The sequence below is a fragment of the Nocardia sp. CS682 genome (genome assembly GCF_004634405.1).
Taxonomy (GTDB): Bacteria; Actinomycetota; Actinomycetes; order Mycobacteriales; family Mycobacteriaceae; genus Nocardia; species Nocardia ninae.
On record NZ_CP029710.1, the window covers coordinates 4,317,904 to 4,334,039 of the forward strand.

The 16,136-nt window shown below is 67.5% G+C and carries 15 protein-coding genes; 5 read left to right on the forward strand and 10 right to left on the reverse strand.

The genetic code is table 11. From position 1 onward, the window contains the following. Positions 1–34: 34 nt before the first annotated feature. The 3 genes from DMB37_RS19490 to DMB37_RS19500 all read right to left on the reverse strand — a co-directional run bounded on the left by DMB37_RS19490 (position 35) and on the right by DMB37_RS19500 (position 928). The gene (locus DMB37_RS19490; RefSeq protein WP_135233947.1) at positions 35–349 is read right to left on the reverse strand and encodes a hypothetical protein; all 315 of its coding nucleotides are present in this window, start codon (positions 347–349) and stop codon (positions 35–37) included. Next, complete coding sequence (locus DMB37_RS19495; protein ID WP_135233948.1) at positions 346–591, reverse strand: hypothetical protein; 246 nt, start codon at positions 589–591, stop codon at positions 346–348. Before DMB37_RS19495 ends, DMB37_RS19490 begins: the two co-directional genes overlap by 4 nt. A gap of 112 nt (positions 592–703) precedes the next feature. Continuing rightward, complete coding sequence (locus DMB37_RS19500) at positions 704–928, reverse strand: helix-turn-helix domain-containing protein (RefSeq protein ID WP_135233949.1); 225 nt, start codon at positions 926–928, stop codon at positions 704–706. A 143-nt stretch (positions 929–1,071) separates the two neighbouring features. On the opposite strand from DMB37_RS19500, the gene DMB37_RS19505 reads away from it, so the two are divergent. Further along, entirely contained in the window at positions 1,072–1,329 is a 258-nt protein-coding gene (locus DMB37_RS19505) for a helix-turn-helix domain-containing protein (protein ID WP_159080089.1), read from the forward strand. A gap of 189 nt (positions 1,330–1,518) precedes the next feature. Here the strand turns inward: DMB37_RS19505 and DMB37_RS19510 are convergent, their stop codons facing one another. After that, on the reverse strand, positions 1,519–1,782 hold the full coding sequence (locus DMB37_RS19510) for a hypothetical protein (protein WP_135233950.1): 264 nt from the start codon (positions 1,780–1,782) through the stop codon (positions 1,519–1,521). A gap of 268 nt (positions 1,783–2,050) precedes the next feature. Further along, on the reverse strand, positions 2,051–3,964 hold the full coding sequence (locus DMB37_RS19515) for a VanW family protein (protein WP_135233951.1): 1,914 nt from the start codon (positions 3,962–3,964) through the stop codon (positions 2,051–2,053). Between the two features lie 308 nt (positions 3,965–4,272). Between DMB37_RS19515 and gnd the strand changes: the two genes are divergently transcribed. After that, positions 4,273–5,301, forward strand: a complete 1,029-nt coding sequence (gnd, locus tag DMB37_RS19520; protein ID WP_135233952.1) for a phosphogluconate dehydrogenase (NAD(+)-dependent, decarboxylating) — start codon at positions 4,273–4,275, stop codon at positions 5,299–5,301. A gap of 148 nt (positions 5,302–5,449) precedes the next feature. On the opposite strand, the gene DMB37_RS19525 is transcribed toward gnd, so the two are convergent. Both DMB37_RS19525 and DMB37_RS19530 read right to left on the reverse strand, forming a co-directional pair. Beyond that, entirely contained in the window at positions 5,450–6,772 is a 1,323-nt protein-coding gene (locus DMB37_RS19525) for a lipase family protein (RefSeq protein WP_135233953.1), read from the reverse strand. Then, a complete protein-coding gene (locus tag DMB37_RS19530) occupies positions 6,773–8,044 on the reverse strand; it encodes a hypothetical protein (protein WP_135233954.1) in 1,272 nt (423 codons plus the stop codon). A gap of 434 nt (positions 8,045–8,478) precedes the next feature. Here DMB37_RS19530 and DMB37_RS19535 point away from each other — a divergent pair, with 434 nt between their 5' ends. After that, positions 8,479–10,233, forward strand: a complete 1,755-nt coding sequence (locus DMB37_RS19535; protein WP_135233955.1) for an SDR family oxidoreductase — start codon at positions 8,479–8,481, stop codon at positions 10,231–10,233. A 57-nt stretch (positions 10,234–10,290) separates the two neighbouring features. On the opposite strand, the gene DMB37_RS19540 is transcribed toward DMB37_RS19535, so the two are convergent. Beyond that, entirely contained in the window at positions 10,291–11,613 is a 1,323-nt protein-coding gene (locus DMB37_RS19540) for an acetyl-CoA C-acetyltransferase (RefSeq protein ID WP_135233956.1), read from the reverse strand. 285 nt (positions 11,614–11,898) lie between these two features. Here DMB37_RS19540 and DMB37_RS19545 point away from each other — a divergent pair, with 285 nt between their 5' ends. Together DMB37_RS19545 and DMB37_RS19550 are read left to right on the forward strand one after the other, a co-directional pair. Then, on the forward strand, positions 11,899–13,257 hold the full coding sequence (locus DMB37_RS19545; protein ID WP_135233957.1) for a 3-oxoacyl-ACP reductase: 1,359 nt from the start codon (positions 11,899–11,901) through the stop codon (positions 13,255–13,257). Beyond that, a complete protein-coding gene (locus tag DMB37_RS19550; RefSeq protein ID WP_135233958.1) occupies positions 13,254–14,123 on the forward strand; it encodes a MaoC family dehydratase in 870 nt (289 codons plus the stop codon). Before DMB37_RS19545 ends, DMB37_RS19550 begins: the two co-directional genes overlap by 4 nt. 80 nt (positions 14,124–14,203) lie before the next feature. Here DMB37_RS19550 and DMB37_RS19555 read toward each other — a convergent pair whose 3' ends face one another. Both DMB37_RS19555 and DMB37_RS19560 read right to left on the reverse strand, forming a co-directional pair. Further along, the gene (locus DMB37_RS19555) at positions 14,204–15,322 is read right to left on the reverse strand and encodes a DUF5685 family protein (RefSeq protein ID WP_135233959.1); all 1,119 of its coding nucleotides are present in this window, start codon (positions 15,320–15,322) and stop codon (positions 14,204–14,206) included. A gap of 128 nt (positions 15,323–15,450) precedes the next feature. Further along, a complete protein-coding gene (locus DMB37_RS19560) occupies positions 15,451–16,050 on the reverse strand; it encodes a TetR/AcrR family transcriptional regulator (RefSeq protein ID WP_107653283.1) in 600 nt (199 codons plus the stop codon). Positions 16,051–16,136: the final 86 nt, after the last annotated feature.

Below are 16,136 nucleotides of genomic sequence, written 5' to 3' on the forward strand. Positions count from 1 at the left end.
TCAGGTCGGAGAATGAGAAAGCGCGAGCGCCCGATCAGCGGGCCGCGTGCAATACCGGGCCGGGGCGTTCGGCCACGGTGCCGCAGTGATCACAGGAGTCCAGCTGTGCGACAGCGGTTTCCAGTCGAAGATTCGACGGATGGGTGGCGATGGCGTTACCGAGTTCGGCACAGACGGGATTGGGATAGCCGTAGTCGACGTACACCATCCGGTGATCCACATCGACGATGACGCCGTGCTCGACGGCGCCGCGCACTGCGGTAGTTCCGGTGTAGGTGACGCGGGCACCGATATGGTGCCGGAAGATCTCGAGGGCGGGATTCGCGCGTCGTCGCGCCGGCTTGCTCACCGCAGGCTCGGCTCGGGGTCGGTCGGTGCCGCCGGGTCCGGGGTCGCGACGAGTGTCGCGCTGCGCACCCTGGCGTCGCGCGGATCGTGGATGAGGACCACGACGACGGCGTGCGGTTCGTCGCCACTGAGGTAGGGAATGCCGGAGATGCCCGGGCGCCACGCACTGAATCCGGCGAGCCTCGGCACACTCCGCACGGCATGATCGAGTGCCATCTCGGCGGTAGCTGATCGATCGCTCAACACCGCCCCTCCGCCTTCCGGCAAGCAGTGATTTGCGTCACAAAATGTTTGGCATGACACGCCGGAAGTCGGCGGCGGGACTCGCCGGGCGACCGGCGGGCATCGGTGACTGTCATCGCATCTCCTCTTGGTCGGGCAAGAGGTCGACGACGCGGCGCCGCACTACCGCGGCGATCCGAACGAGCTCGTCCAGCGTGAACGAGCCGTGCGCGGCGAGCAGGCTGCGCAGGTCGGATGCCGGCAGCCCGGAACGCGCGGCCAAGTCCTCGAGACGAAGTCCCGCATCGGACATGGCGAGCCGCACCTTCCCGGCAACCATCTGGTCTAGGTGTTCCATACGGAGCACAGTAAGGTCCGTTCGGACCTGTTGCAACTCCCAGCTGACCTTTATGGGCGAAATGTCCGAGACCTGTGGGAAACCTTGGTGTTTTTACGGCATGTCGTTTGCCAGGTAGCCGTTCGGACCTCAGAATGGTCCATATGGGTGTGGAAAAGGTACCTTCGGACATCAATCGCGCAGTAGGAGCAGAGCTCAGGGCAGCTCGGGCTCGGCGGGCCCTGACGCGTCCGCAACTCGCGGCGCTGACCGGCCTCGGGGTCAGCACGATTCAGCGCTTCGAGAACGGCGACCGGTCGCCGGACATGCAGCAGCTGCACGCGTTGTGCACCGCACTGGACATCCCGATGCGGGAGTTCGTGGCGCTCGCGCTGCGCGACGTCGAACGCCCCGCGGAGTAACGCACACAACCGAACATCACCCACACTGCCGTCACCACCTGGTCTCGGCGGTGCGAAAGCTATTGCGCGGGACAGTGAGTCGAAAAGACGATCGGCGAACCGATGCGGCGCAACACTTCACACCCTGACATCGGCGCACGCCGTGTAATGAAACCGCGCCGGCACCCTACTGCCGCGCCGCGAAAACGTTTATGCGCAGCGTGGATCGGCACCGCCGTCGATGACCACCACGGCGTCGTCGACGATCACTCCGGTGGCCGCTTCGGCGTACTGCAGCACCGCCTCGACCGGATCCACGCCCATCACCCACGCCGCGAGCACGACGTCACACAGCGTGCCCTTGCCCTGCACAACCCGCCGGGCGACTTCATCCCCGATAGCCGTACCCAGCGTGACTGCGGCGTTGTTTCCCCGCCCTGCCGCAAACGGTCTGACTGAGTCGATCTGGTCCACGACTGTTATCCCCTTCACTTCGCTCAACCTTGAGCCCCACTCCGAGACAGAACCGGACTGGCGTCCCGGAATCTGGCGTAGTTATATCCCATTCGCCGGGGGGTCGCCCACCAAAGTCGCCCTGCCGCAGAATGATTCGTGGCTCGCCGGGCTAACCAGCGGCGCGCTGTGAGATAGCCGGAAGTTGGCTCGAGCCGCACACAGCGGCCGGAAGGCGGCGGCGTGCGGCTCGTCGGCGGGGACGGGCGTTGCCCAGGAGTTGTTGCGGTCACTCACATTTCACGACGGGGATCGGATCGTATTTGACCGTCCGGGTGGTCCGGGAGACCTCGCGGCCGGAGCGCCGGTCGGTGATGATTCGGGTGTCGGAGATGGTGAAGCCGGGGGCGCCCTCGGAGGCGATGCAGTCCTTGCCCTTCGGAAGCTTGATGGTGGTCGGCTCGGTCGGCTTGGTCTTCTCACCGGTCACCGACTCGACGTTCAGGGTCTTGGTGCCCCAGAGTCGAACGGTCACTTCGGAATCGGTGGTGACGGCCTCGATGAAGACGCCATGCGGGGTGTTGTTGCGGAAGCGCAGATCGATCGCGCCGTCGAAGACGGTCGCCTCGCGCGCGGCCGGGTAACGGGAGATGTAGTAGCTGTGCTCGGTGTGGCCCGCGTCCTCCATACCCGCGAAGTACGCGGCGTTGTAGAGGGTGGTGGCGAACTGACTGATGCCGCCGCCGACGGCGGTGCTCGGCCTGCCGTGATCGATGATGCCGGACTCCACGTAGCCCTCGGCGGTACCGCGCGGGCCGGTGAAGTCGTTGAGCGAGAAGGTATCTCCCGGCTTCACGACCGCGCCGTTCACCTTCCTGGCAACCACCTTGATGTTCACCCCGGACGGGCCGCTGAAGCCGTTGGTGGTGAAGGTGCCCATGGTCTCGACCACGCCGAGCCCCTTGGCCGCCTCGGTGGTCAGCTTCGGCTCCACTTTTTCGTAGATCGCCTGGCCGGTCCGCTCCTGCGGTGCGGCGAGCAGCGCGGCGAATTGCTCGAAGGTCTTCGGCCAGTTGATTTTGTCACCGACGACCGCGGGCACCACGGTCGGTTTGCCGCCGGTGAGTGCGAACGTCGCGTCCTTCGCCTCGATCTCCGAGGGCGCCAGCTGCGGCGCCAGCAAACCGACCGCGACGTTTTGATCGACGGCCATGGCGAGCCCGCCTTGACCGTCGGGCGCGAAGGACAGCACCGACGCGATCTGCTCGGGATCGAGCTTGGCCGACCCGCCCTTGCCCGCGAAGACGATCGGCGCGCGCACCGCGGGCTCGGCCACCTCGCGCAGGGCTTGGTCGACCGCGTCCGGGCGGACGGTGAGCGGTGCGGGGTGCACCGGAAGGTCCAGCGCGGCACCGGTGATCCACTTGTCGATCAGGTCGGTGCGTGCGGCCGGGGTGTCCAGCACGCGGCCGGGGACCGGGGCGACCGCCACCGGCCGCGCTTTGTCGAAGGCGATGGTGCCTTCGACCGAGGGTCTGTCGTGCACGCGTAGCGCCGTCAACTGGCTATCCAGCGCGGCGTCGTCGACGGCGCTGGCCACCGCGACATCGCGGGTGGTGAAGAACGAGGTCAGCCGGGTGATCGGGTCGAGCGGCTGCTTGCCGATGCGCGCCCAGGTGCCGTCCCAGTCGACGGTCAGCCCCGCGGCGGCGGGGACGAGCCTGGTCTGCACGTCACCGATGCGCAGCGGCAGTTCCCGGTCTGCGCGCGGGGCGAGCTCGGCGCGCAACTTCGCGTCTGCGGCCTCGGTGTCCAGGCCGCCGACGTCGACGCCCGCGACGACCGTGCCGCGCGGCACCTCGCCCGAGGAGAGCACCAGATCGACCGCGTAGGCGAGGCCGGTCACCGCGAGCACCGCACCGACCGCGAGGCCGGCCCGCTTCAGCACGGTGCGATTCAGCCGCTTTGCCGGAGGACCGGAGATGGGACGACGGGTCGGCGGCGCAGGGCGCTCGCCCGGCTTCGCCCGATGGGTGGCGCGCCTGGTCGGGGTGACCTGTAGCGGTTCGGTGGGGGCAGAATCCCCGCCCCACTCCTGGGGCTGCTGCGCCCCGTTGGCCTGGGCCGATTCGAGCAGCTGGCGTAAACCGACCTCGCCCGCCGGTTGTTGGCCGCGGCGTCCGGTGCTCGACTGGCTCGTCACGAACCGTCCTCCCCGTTCGGTTGAGTTGGGACTCGCTGGGTGCGAGTCTCCGCCAACGATAGTGCGCCCCAGCGACAACGTCAGGTGAGCACTGATCTACAGCTAATTCCTTGCAAAGAACCCGGTGGGCCACGCAAAGGGCCCCGCGCAGTTGCCGGGTCGGGGGTCTGGCAACTACGCGGAGCCGATCTGATTATCGGTGCGGCGCACCGTGCGTTACACAGCCGGACGGACCAGGATCGGATCGAGGCGGGACAATCGAGGACGAACGAGTGTCCGGCCACCGCACACACGAGGAGAGGGATGGCATGCAGCTGGGAATGATCGGCCTCGGACGTATGGGCGCCAATATCGTGCGCCGCATCGTCAAGGACGGGCACACCGCCGTCGGCTACGAACGTCGTCCGCACCAGATCGACGTGCTGCGCCAGGAGCTGGGTGACGACTTCCAGGGCAGCACCGACCTCGCCGAATTCGTGCGCACCTTGGAGACGCCGCGGGTGGTGTGGGTAATGATCCCGGCGGGCGCCACGGGCGCCGTCATCGACCAGGTGGCCGAGCTGCTCGAGCCCGGCGACATCATCATCGACGGCGGCAACAGCCGCTACCACGAGGACATCAAGCGGGCCGAGCAGTTGCAGCCCAAGGGCATCCACTATGTGGACATCGGCACCTCGGGCGGCGTTTTCGGTCTGCAACGCGGCTTCTGCCTGATGATCGGCGGCGAGGCCGAGCCGGTGAAGTATCTCGATCCGCTGCTGAAATCCATCGCCCCCGGCGTCGAGGCGGCCGAGCGGACGCCGGGACGCACCGGCGAGCCGTCGATGGCCGAGCAGGGCTACCTGCACTGCGGCCCGGCCGGCGCGGGACACTTCGTCAAGATGGTGCACAACGGCATCGAGTACGGCGCGATGGCCGCGTACGCGGAGGGCCTGAACATCCTGCACCGGGCCAATTACGGCGCCGAGCACGACGGCGAGTTCTCCGCCGAGGAGACACCGCTCGAGCACCCCGAGTACTACCGCTACGACATCGACGTGCCCGAGGTGACCGAGGTGTGGCGGCGCGGCTCGGTGGTCGCCTCCTGGTTGCTGGACCTCACCGCGAGCGCGCTGCACGCCGATCCGAACCTCGATTCCTACAGCGGCCGGGTCTCCGATTCCGGCGAGGGCCGGTGGACGATCGACGCCGCCATCGACACCGGCGTTCCGGTGCCGGTGCTCGCGGCCGCCCTGTTCCAGCGGTTCTCCTCGCGCGGCGAGGCGCTCTACGCGGACAAGATGCTCTCGGCCATGCGCAAAGCGTTCGGCGGGCACAACGAGCTACCCGGGGCGTAACGCGCGAACGCGGCTCCCGCGGTATGCGGGAGCCGCGCTCAGCGGATCAGAAGCCTGCGGCCTGCGCCAGCAGCTTGGCCACGGCCAGCGGACCGAACCAGAACAGATAATTGATGCCGTAGAGAAATGCCATGACCGGCAAGTCCTTTCAGTCGAAGTTGCGGTCGATCCAGTCGATCGTCTGCATGCCGAACAGGTCGGTGCCCCAGCCGTAGAGGTCGGTGAGCATGCGGACCATGCTGCAGTCGGTCGGCTGATAGGTCACCTCGGTGCCGCCTGCCCGATAGATGTCGGCCAGCTCACGGGAGTCCTTGGCGGGCACCAGCGACATGAGCGAGTCGTCGGCGGCGCAGGAGGTGATGGCCACCTTCGCCTTCGGCGTGCCGGAGCGGCCGAGGATGTTGTCCTCGAACGCGCGCTGGAACGCCGGTTCGTCGGCGGGGCTGAGGCCGGAGTTGAACAGGGTGTTCAGCGGCAGGAACGGCAGCCCGAAGTAGGCAGGCGTCTGGCACTGGGTGCGGAAGGCGTTCGCCAGCCCGACGCCTGCCGGGTTGAGCTTCGCGTTCACCTCCATCTCCGGGTACGCGGGCTCCAGGCCGAGCAGGGTGGCCAGTGCGAAGCCGGAGCCGACCGAGCCGTCGGCGACCCGCATGAAGTTGCGCGGGTTGACCACCATCCCCTCCAGGACGGCGGATTTCACGTCGAGTTCCGGCGCGTACGTGGGCTGCAGCTCGGCCGAGAAGCCCGCGCCGACCCCGCCGCCCGCGATGCCGAACAGCGCGATCTGGGCCTGCGGATCGAGTCCGGCCTCGCGATGGGCCAAAGCCGCACGGACACCGTCGAGTTGGGCGTGCGCGGCGAACTTGCCGGCGAAGACGCCGTGCGGCTTGCGATCTCCGTCGTTGCCGACATCGGAGATCATCACCGCGTAGCCCTTGTCGAACATCAGCGCCAGCGGGCCGAGCGCCGACCAGGACGAGCCGTCCAGCGGGTCGCCACCGGTCCACTGGGTGCTGGGGTGACAGGACCAGCCGACGCTGTCGTTGGCCTCCTGATAGGAGATCAGTTTCTTCTCGCCCACGGGGACACCGTGATTGGGAATCATCAGGATGCCGGTGCTGATCATCGGGGTGACGCCGTCGATGCCGGTGGTCACGTACATCAGCTTGTACGCCTCGATGTCGGGCGGCGTGATGCCGAGGAACATCACGTCGACCTTCTTGGCCTTCAGCAGCGTTCCCGGCTGCTCGGCACCGGTCAGCGGCGGCTCTTCGTAGAACGGGTCGTTGGCGAGCAATGCCTGGAACGCCTGATCCGGCGGAACCGGTTGCGCGCCTTGGATCTGGCCGACGACGAAACCGTTGAAGACGCGGTCCAGTCCGGGCGTCGGCATCTCCGTCTGCGCCGCGGCGGTTCCCGCGGAGAGTACCAACGAAGCGGCCGTCGCAACGGCCACGGTGAAGCGTTTCATCTAGCGCACCGCCATCGTGTCGATCGGGGTTACCTGAATCTGCCTGGCCGCGGAGTCGAGCAGCTGCGGAATGTTCAGCAGCGGGCGGTGCGACTCCATCTGGATCTCATAGGGCGTACGCATCACGGCTTCCAATGCGGGCCAGTTGTTCTCGACCTGGAACTTGTACTTGGGCAGCAGCTCCGAGTTGATGTAATCCCAGCGCGGGCCGAACTCCGACCAATTCCATTCCGGCAGTGGCAGGGTCAGCAGGGCGGGCCTGCCATCGGCCATGGTGAACGGGATTCGCACCGGATGGAACTCCCGCGGCGGGGCCACCCCCGCGACCGAGGGTGAGCCCGCGGCACCGCTGGCGTAGGTGATCGCCTCGCCGACGCTGCCCTTATAGCCGCGCGCCTCGTCCCACTGCGCCCCGATCACCCACTCCTGTTCCCGGCGAAGCAAAGTTCCGTTGCCCGAGGCGATCCGGTCGTAGTCACCGGAGGCCACCCCGCGCCAAGCTTCCATGATGTCAGCACCGAACAACCCGGCGGCCTGGAACTCCTCCAGCGCGGGCAGGCCCTCGGTGACGTAGGCCTCGTGCATGGGCATCAGGTCCGAGAAGATGTTCTTCTGCATCACCAGGATCAATCCGATGAGGTAGCGCAGGTCTTCCGGCGTGATCTGGGAGCCCGCCTCGGCCAGCGCCATCAGTCCGCGCGGAAGTTGGGCCACCGCTTGCGGTCCGGCCGCCTGGTCGACCGCCGCGATGATGCCGCGCGCGGATTCGGAGAGGCCGGGCAGACCGTAGAGGTTGCCCATCAGCTCGAAATCGAGCAGCCCGCCGCCGAAATCGGCGCCGACCTGCCCGCCCATCCCCGCCCACTGCAGCTCGCGGTGGTTCAACTGCAGGTCTTCGTAGTAGCGATAAGACCTGATCAGGTTGTTGCGGTTGGCCTCGACGCCCGCGCGCGGATCCCAGGACCGCAGGTCGATGCCCGCCTTGTTCGTCGCGGCGACGAGCCAGTACTGATAGAGCAGGGCGGCATACCGGGCGGGCGCCACGCCTTGGCCGCGCGCCTCGTCCAGTAGCCCGCGCAGCTCGGCCGCGTCGTAGGGCAGTTCGGGGTTGACACCGCCGGGGCTCGACGCGGCATCCCGGTTCACCAGCGGCAGATCCAGGTAGCGGTCCACCTCGCCCGCCGCTGTGGCCGGGGCCGTTGCCGCGAGTCCGAGACCGACCGCGGCCGCCAGCGCCAGTGCGGTGGCGCGCAGCGCTATACCGATTCGCATCAGCTGTTCAGCCTTCCTCTCTGCTAGCTCGATTCGAGTTATTCGTTAAGCCGAAGAGATGTTCTGCCGGTAGCTGCCCGTCGATCGTGCAGTGATATAACGCCATCTCGATTAACAAGCACCGGTAGCACAGTAGGTGACGTGCAGGTAAACACAGAGATCAGCCCCGTCGCAAGACACGATATGACAAATGATCAGCAACTGAAGAAGACCTGTAACACGAAAGTTGCGAGCTAGTAGCTACTAACGCGGACGTTTAACACAGCAAATATGAGCAAAAAGGCGATCCGTACCGAATGAGATAACTCACAGCAACGACGAGCAAGTCGTGCGACCCCTGGGGACTACCCGAAACCCACCGTCTCAGACAGAATGGTTCGGACAGCTACGTCCACGGACCGCGACCCGCGCGGCCCGGATAGTGGGGTGAATCCATGGCCGAGAAACATGTGGTCCGCAACGGCGAGGCCGACCTCGCCGTCTATGAACAAGGCAATCCGGGCGGGCCGACGATCCTGCTGCTGCACGGCTGGCCGGACTCCCATCACCTGTGGGACAACGTCGTGCCCGAGCTCACCGAGCGGTTCCGAGTGTTGAGCGTGGACAACCGCGGACACGGCGAATCGTCCAACCCGCCGGGCACAGCGGCCATTTCGACCACGACGCTGGCCTCGGACTACGTCGCGGTGATCGAAGCACTCGGCGGCGACGAGCCGGTGCACGTGCTCGCACACGACTGGGGCAGCGTCGCCACCTGGGAAATCGTCTGCCGCCCTGACGCGCAACGTTTGATCGCGTCGTTCACCTCGGTCTCCGGACCGAGCATCGCGCACGTGAGCAAGTGGGCACGCAGCCGCCTCGCCAGGCCGACACCGCGCAATATCGCATTGCCACTGGCCCAGCTCGGCTCCTTCGCCTACTCGACCTTCCTCGCACTGCCGGTACTGCCGCAGGCCGCGATCAAGCTGGGGATGAGCGAACAACGGTGGCGCGCCATGCTTTCCGCCACCGAAGGCGCGGCGCCGGAGCAGATCCACCTGGCGCCGACCTTCAAGCAGGACATGGCGAACGGGCTCCGCATCTACCGGTCCACCTGGGCCGCGAATCCGCTGCGGGACCGCGACCAATTCACCACGGTCCCTACTCAGATCATCGTCGGCACCCGTGATCCCGCGGTGCGGCAGTCGAGTTACGCCGACGAGGACCGGTGGGCCGATCAGGTCTGGCTGCGCGTGGTGAAAGGCGGGCACTGGCTGCCGTTCTCGCACCCGCAGCTGCTCGCCTCGGCCGCCGTGGAGTTGATCGACGCGGTGTCCGGTGCATCGCACACCCGGACCCTGCGCCGGGGGCGGATGGGGTTGCCGCGCAAGCCGTTCGAGGATCAACTGGTCGTGATCACCGGCGGCGGCAGCGGGATCGGCCGGGCGACCGCGCTGGCCTTCGCGCGCGAAGGCGCCGAGGTCGTGGTGTCCGACATCAACGGGATCGCGGCGGAGGCGACCGTGGCGCTGATCGCGCAGGCGGGTGGTACCGGCTACGCCTACGAGCTGGACGTTTCCGACGAGTCGGCGGTGCGCAAGCATGCCGACGGGGTGATCGGCGAGCACGGCGTGCCCGACATCCTGATCAACAACGCGGGCATCGGACAGGCCGGAAAATTCCTCGACACCTCCTCGGCCGACTTCGACCGGGTACTCGCGGTCAACCTGCACGGCGTCGTCAACGGCTGTCGCGCCTTCGCGGGCCCGATGGCCGAGCGCGGACTCGGCGGACACATCGTCAACCTGTCCAGCATGGCCGCCTACACCCCGCAGCAGGCCTTCTCGGCGTACTCAACCAGCAAAGCCGCAGTGTTCATGTTCTCCGACTGCCTACGCACCGAATTGGCAAGCAGCGGAATCGGTGTCAGCACCATCTGCCCCGGCATCGTGCACACCGACATCGTCCGCAACACCCGTATATCCGGTGTCTCGGCCGAGGAGGAGCAGCGCAGACAGCAGCTCTACGACCGGCTGTACCGGTTGCGCGGGTACGGGCCGGAGAAGGTCGCGAAGCAGATCCTGCGGGCGGTGCGGAAAAACAAGGACGTCGTCCCGGTGACCCCGGAAGCCAGGCTGCAGTACGTCTTCGGACGCTTCGCACCGGGCGTGGTCCGATTCGCCGCGGCCCGAGGCAGTTTGGTGCGCTGACCGAAAAAGGTGGCACCCGAGGACCGGGTGCCACCTGCTGTCAGTTGTTTGCCGGCGCTACCGCTCGATGATGGCGACGACGCCCTGTCCACCGGCGGCACAGATGGAGATCAGCGCGCGGCCGGATCCCTTCTCCGCCAGCATCTTCGCGGTCGAGGCGACGATGCGGCCACCGGTCGCGGCGAACGGGTGACCCGCCGCCAGCGATGAACCGTTGACGTTGAGCTTGCTGCGGTCGATCGAGCCGAGCGCGCCGTCCAGGCCGAGGCGCTCCTTGCAGTACGCGTCGGACTCCCACGCGGTGAGCGTGGCGAGCACCACCGAGGCGAACGCCTCGTGGATCTCGTAGTAGTCGAAGTCCTGCAGGGTCAGGCCGTTTCGGGCGAGCATCCGCGGCACCGCGTAGGTGGGGGCCATCAGCAGGCCGTCCGGGCCGTGGATGTAATCGACCGCCGCGACCTCGCTGTCGACCAGGTGGGCGAGCACCGGCAGATTGCGCTCGGTGGCCCATTCCTCGCTGGACAGCAGCACCGTGGAGGCGCCGTCGGTCAGCGGAGTGGAGTTGCCCGCGGTCATGGTGGCGTCACCGGCCTTGACACCGAACACCGGCTTGAGGGTGGCCAGCTTCTCCACGGTCGAGCCGGGACGCAGGTTGTCGTCGCGGGTCAGCCCGAGGAACGGGGTGACCAGGTCGTCGAAGAAACCGCGATCGTAGGCGGCGGCCATGTTCTTGTGCGACAGGTAGGCCAGCTCGTCCTGGGCCTCGCGCGGGACGGCGAATTCCTTGGCGGTGATGGCGGCGTGCTCACCCATGGACAGGCCGGTGCGCGGCTCGGCGTTGCGCGGGATCTCGATGCCGAGCATGCCGGGGCGCAGCTGGCCGACCAGCTTGAGCCGGTCCTTGTTGGTCTTGGCGCGGTTGGCGTCGAGCATCCATTCGCGCATGCCCTCGCTGACCCCGATCGGGGCGTCCGAGGTGGTGTCGGTGCCGCCGCCGACGCCGGCCTCGATGCGGCCCTGGGCAATCGCGTCACCGACGGTGACGACGGCCTGGAGACCGGTGCCGCAGGCCAGCTGCAGATCGTGGGCCGGGGTGTAGGGGCTGAGCTTGCTGCCGAGCACGCTCTCGCGGATCATGCCGTGCTCGCCGACCCGCTTCAGGACGGCGCCGCCGACCACCATGCCGAGCCGCTCGCCCTGCAGGCCGAAGCGGCTGACCAGGCCGTCCAGCGCGGCGGTGAACATGTCCTGGTTGGAGGCGTGCGCGTACGCCTTGTCGGAGCGAGCGAACGGAATCCGGTTGCCGCCCACGATCGCGACCGGGCGGGTGGTCTTACCGGTCTTGGCGGTGCTCTTCGCCGAACGGGATTTGGTTGTCACTCGAGTCTCCAGGTCTCGTTGGGGATGTTCGGCGCTCCGGAGTCCGCGTGGAAATCTCCACAGATCGGCGCCCCGTCGCGGTTGGTTTACATTAAACTTACTCTGGAGTAAGTTTGTTGTCGACACCGTACCCCGCAAATGTGTGCCAGCGTGTCCACTGCCGGGTACCACCCAGACCCGAGAACTGAACATCGCGGCGTGAGCGAGAGTCGGTGGCGGGGGTAGCTTGCGTAACCTCGCCAGGGACCGTGCACGCCGCCTGTCAACACAGAAAAGGTAGGAACAGTGGCTGCCAGCAAGAGTAAGGGTGCTCCCAACCTCTACGGATCGTTCGTCCACTCGGCCCCCGGCCAGTTCCTGGCGAGCAAGCTGGGACTGCCGCAGCCGGAGAATCTGCGCCGCTACAAGCAGGGCGAGCCCGCCCTGCCCGGCCCCGTGCTGCTCGGCGGCAAGGGTCGGGTCGCCGAGCCGGTGCGCGCTCTGCTGTCGGACTGCACCTTCGTCGACTCGCCCAGCGCGGGAACGAAGCTCGGCGCGCTGGTGTTCGACGCGACCGGCATCGGGTCCATCGAAGACCTGTCCCAGCTCTACGAATTCTTCCAGCCCGCCATGCGCACCATCGCCGCGTCCGGGCGCATCGTCGTCATCGGCACCACCCCCGAGCTGACGTCGAGCGTGGACGAGCAGATCGCGCAGCGCGCACTCGAGGGCTTCACCCGCTCGGTGGCCAAGGAGCTGCTGCGTGGCGCCACCGCCCAACTGGTGTACCTGCACCCGGAGGCCGCCGCGGGCGCGTCCGGCCTGGAGTCGACGCTGCGCTTCCTGCTCTCGGCCAAGTCGGCGTTCGTCGACGGCCAGGTCATCCGGGTCGGCAAGGACGACGCCACCCCGCCGACCAGCTGGGATCGCCCGCTCGAGGGCAAGGTCGCCGTGGTCACCGGTGCCGCGCGCGGCATCGGCGCGACCATCGCCGAGGTGTTCGCCCGCGACGGCGCGACGGTGATCGTCGCCGACATCCCGGCCGCCGGTGAGGCACTGTCGCAGACCGCGAACAAGGTCGGCGGCACGGCACTCGCGCTGGACGTGACGGCACCCGACGCCGCGGAGAAGCTGGCCGAGTTCGCCACCGAGCGCTTCGGCGGCATCGACATCGTGGTGCACAACGCGGGCATCACCAGGGACAAGCTGCTCGCCAACATGGACGACGGCCGATGGAACTCGGTGCTCAACGTGAATCTCGCGGCGCCGCACCGGATCACCGAGGGCCTGGTCGCCCGTGGCGCGCTGAAGGAGGGCGGCCGGGTGATCGACGTGTCCTCCATCGCGGGCATCGCGGGCAACCGGGGCCAGACCAACTACGGCACCTCCAAGGCCGGTGTCATCGGCATGGTCGACGCCGAGGCGCCGAAGCTGGCGGAGAAGGGCATCACCATCAACGCGGTGGCGCCCGGCTTCATCGAGACCGCGATGACCGCCGCCATCCCGCTGGCCACCCGCGAGGCGGGCAGGCTGATGAGCTCGCTGCTGCAGGGCGGGCAGACCGTCGACGTCGCCGAGACCATCGCCTACTTCGCCAGCCCGGCGTCGAACGCGGTGACCGGCAACGTGGTTCGCGTCTGCGGTCAGAGCCTGATCGGAGCATGATGACCGAACTGATCTCGCTCACCGAAACCCCCAAGAACGGCCCGCTGTATCTGAAGGCCGCGCTGGGAGCGGTTCCGCTGCCGCTGGTTTCGGCGCGTAAGACGACGCTGCCGGATCGAGCCAGCAAGCTCGACGGCCTGCAGGTCGATCCGGATCATCTGGCCGCGTACTGCCGGGCCACCGGCCTGCGGTTCGGCGATGCTCTGCCGCTGACCTACCCGTTCATCCTCACCTTTCCGATCGTGATGCAACTCGTTGTGCAGCGCGACTTTCCGTTCGTCGCGGTCGGTGCGGTGCACGCGGAGAACGTGATCGAGCGGACCCGCGACATCTCGGTGAGCGAGCCGCTGGATATCAAGGCGCACATCGAGAATCTGCGGGAGCACCCGAAGGGGCTGCTGGTGGACGCGATCACCGAGATCAGTGTCGGCCGCGAGCTGGTGTGGCGGCAGGTCACCACCTTCCTGCACCAGCAGCGCACCTCGCTCTCGGGCGGGCCGAAGCCGGAGCCCAAGCCGGAAGAGGTTCCGCTGCCGCCGCTGCGCACCTGGCGGGTCGATCAGAAGACGATCAACCAGTACGCCGCAGCCTCGGGTGATCACAACCCGATCCACACCTCGGCGTTGGGCGCCAAAGCTTTCGGGTTCCCGAAGCCGATCGCGCACGGCATGTGGTCGGCCGCGCACATCCTCGGCACGATCGAGGGCCGGGTACCGGGCAAGACCACCTACTCGGTGAAGTTCGGCAAGCCGATCTTCCTGCCGTCGACGGTGAACGTGTACGCGGATCAGGTGGCGGGCGGCTGGGATCTGGCCGTGCTGAACCCGAAGAAGGGGTTCCCGCACCTCACCGCGACGCTGCGCTGAGATTCGAGAAATAGTGGAGCCGCGCCTCTTTCACGAGAGGCGCGGCTCCGCTCGTTGCATGACCTGGCGGCGCGATGCAGTCAGCAGTCGCAGCCGCAGCAATCGCAGTGACAGCAGTCGCCGCAATCGCCGTTGCAGTCCTTGAGCCAAGCGTCCTTGCGCTCGCCGGTGCACGGCTGGGTGTGCTCGGCACAGCAGGCGTACCCGGTGCAGTACCCGCCGAGGATGAGGGCCAGCGACTCGCCGATACCCGGACGACGATGCCGGGTGCGTCGCGCGCTCATTTGAACGTCGGTGCTGTCGTGCGAGATCCCGCAGGCGTGGCCGGCTACCGTGCCGATCCCTCGGCCGAGTCGGCGCAGCACACCGGCCAGCGGGTCGAGCAGCATCCAGCGCACCGTGGGGACGGCATCGAGCTCGGCTTCGGCTACTGCCTCGCGCAGCCGTGAATCCGATTCCCGCAGTAAGTCGTACGCCTGCGGCATGGTCGTTCCGGTGGCGGCGAGCGGGTTGAACCGGCCGCGGGTCAGGTCCTGCTCGTAGTCCTGCACGGCGTCGGCCAGGTGCGCGATCCGGCCGAATTGCCAACCGGCGGCGCGCAATGCGTCGACGTTGGCCGGGCGATCCGCCAAAACCGCTGTGTGCGCGAAGAACTCGGATGCGCAGAGCTGGGTCGGCTCGGTCAACCGCGCCAACGAATCCGCCCCACCGGCGGTCGCCGCCTGCTCCAACCCCGTCTGTGCGCTCAACGCGGCGACGAGGGGTTCGACATCCAACCCGATGCGCTGCGCGCTCAGCCGCGCCTGTCCGGCCCAGCGACTCGCCGCCTTCGCCATCGGCGTGCGGGCCAGTGCGGACGCATCGCCGTCGTCCACGTGGTCGCGGACCTTGGCCGAGGCCAGCAGCAGTGACGCCGTCGTGGCCAGTCGCACACCCGGCGAAGTCGCGGCCGCGACCGACGCGCGTTGCATCCCGCGCAGGGCACACCGCCCCGCCGTGGTGCGCTCGACCGCGCCCGCGGACTGCGCCTCGGTGAGCATGCTCAGCACAATCGCGTCGACATTCGTTGTCGCACGGGCCATTTGACCGTGCTCGTCCCGCAGCCCCAGACACAGCCCGCACATATGTGTGCGCCACTCGGCCGCATCGATGCCGTACTTCGCCGCGCCGTGCGCACACGGCCTGAGCAACCCGAACAATTCCGCCCCGTTCTCCCCGGCCCGTTCCGCGCAGAGCCGGTCTGTACTTGTTGATCACCGCACTCTGGCAGGCCGTTAACGGCACGGCAACCGGTACCCGCCACTTCCGCCACCGTGGCGAGCCGGTGCTACTCCGCCTTCTTGCGCCCGGCCAGACCGCGCCATGCGAGATCGTCGAGCAGGTCGACCGCCTCGGCCACCTCGATCCGTCCGCTGGCCACCCGGTCCGCGATGGCCTCGCCGGCGCCGATCACAGCGGCCGCGACAATGTCGAAATTGGTGCCGGGCTCGGGGTGTTTGGCGCTGGATTCCAGCAGCTTGGCGGTCAATTCGATGACGCGCTCGCGGGCGTTCTCGATCTCCGAGGCGAACGCCTGCTGACCGATGGCCTGCCGGTAGAGCACCTGCCAGGAGCGCCGGTTGCGGTCCACGAAGCCGAGGAAACCTTCCAGCGCGACCCGTACCTGCTCGTGCGGGGTCAGCTGGGGATTTCCTGCGGGCACCACCGATTCGATGAAGCGCAGTCCCTCGCGCTGGATGCAGGCGCGGAACAGTTCGTCCTTGGACCCGTAGTACAGGTACAGCATCGGCTTCGATATCTTGGCCTCGGCGGCGATGGCGTCCATCGACGTATCGTGGAAGCCTTTCCGCGAGAACACCTCGACCGCGGCGTCGAGCATCTGCTGCTCACGAACCGCTCGAGGAAGTCGCTTCGTTCCGCCCGCCATCCACTCTCCTACCGCACGGTGAAGTTCACATATTACTCCAAGGTAAGTTCCGCGGGTCGCATTTGCTCATCAGTCGCGGGAACCGG

Bases quoted from the DNA above. Each gene is read 5' to 3' on its own strand.
- DMB37_RS19500 (WP_135233949.1), bottom strand. From the start codon at position 928: ATGGAACACCTAGACCAGATGGTTGCCGGGAAGGTGCGGCTCGCCATG.
- DMB37_RS19505 (WP_159080089.1), top strand. From the start codon at position 1,072: ATGGGTGTGGAAAAGGTACCTTCGGACATCAATCGCGCAGTAGGAGCA.
- gnd (WP_135233952.1), top strand. From the start codon at position 4,273: ATGCAGCTGGGAATGATCGGCCTCGGACGTATGGGCGCCAATATCGTG.
- DMB37_RS19525 (WP_135233953.1), bottom strand. From the start codon at position 6,772: ATGAAACGCTTCACCGTGGCCGTTGCGACGGCCGCTTCGTTGGTACTC.
- DMB37_RS19530 (WP_135233954.1), bottom strand. From the start codon at position 8,044: ATGCGAATCGGTATAGCGCTGCGCGCCACCGCACTGGCGCTGGCGGCC.
- DMB37_RS19535 (WP_135233955.1), top strand. From the start codon at position 8,479: ATGGCCGAGAAACATGTGGTCCGCAACGGCGAGGCCGACCTCGCCGTC.
- DMB37_RS19550 (WP_135233958.1), top strand. From the start codon at position 13,254: ATGATGACCGAACTGATCTCGCTCACCGAAACCCCCAAGAACGGCCCG.
- DMB37_RS19560 (WP_107653283.1), bottom strand. From the start codon at position 16,050: ATGGCGGGCGGAACGAAGCGACTTCCTCGAGCGGTTCGTGAGCAGCAG.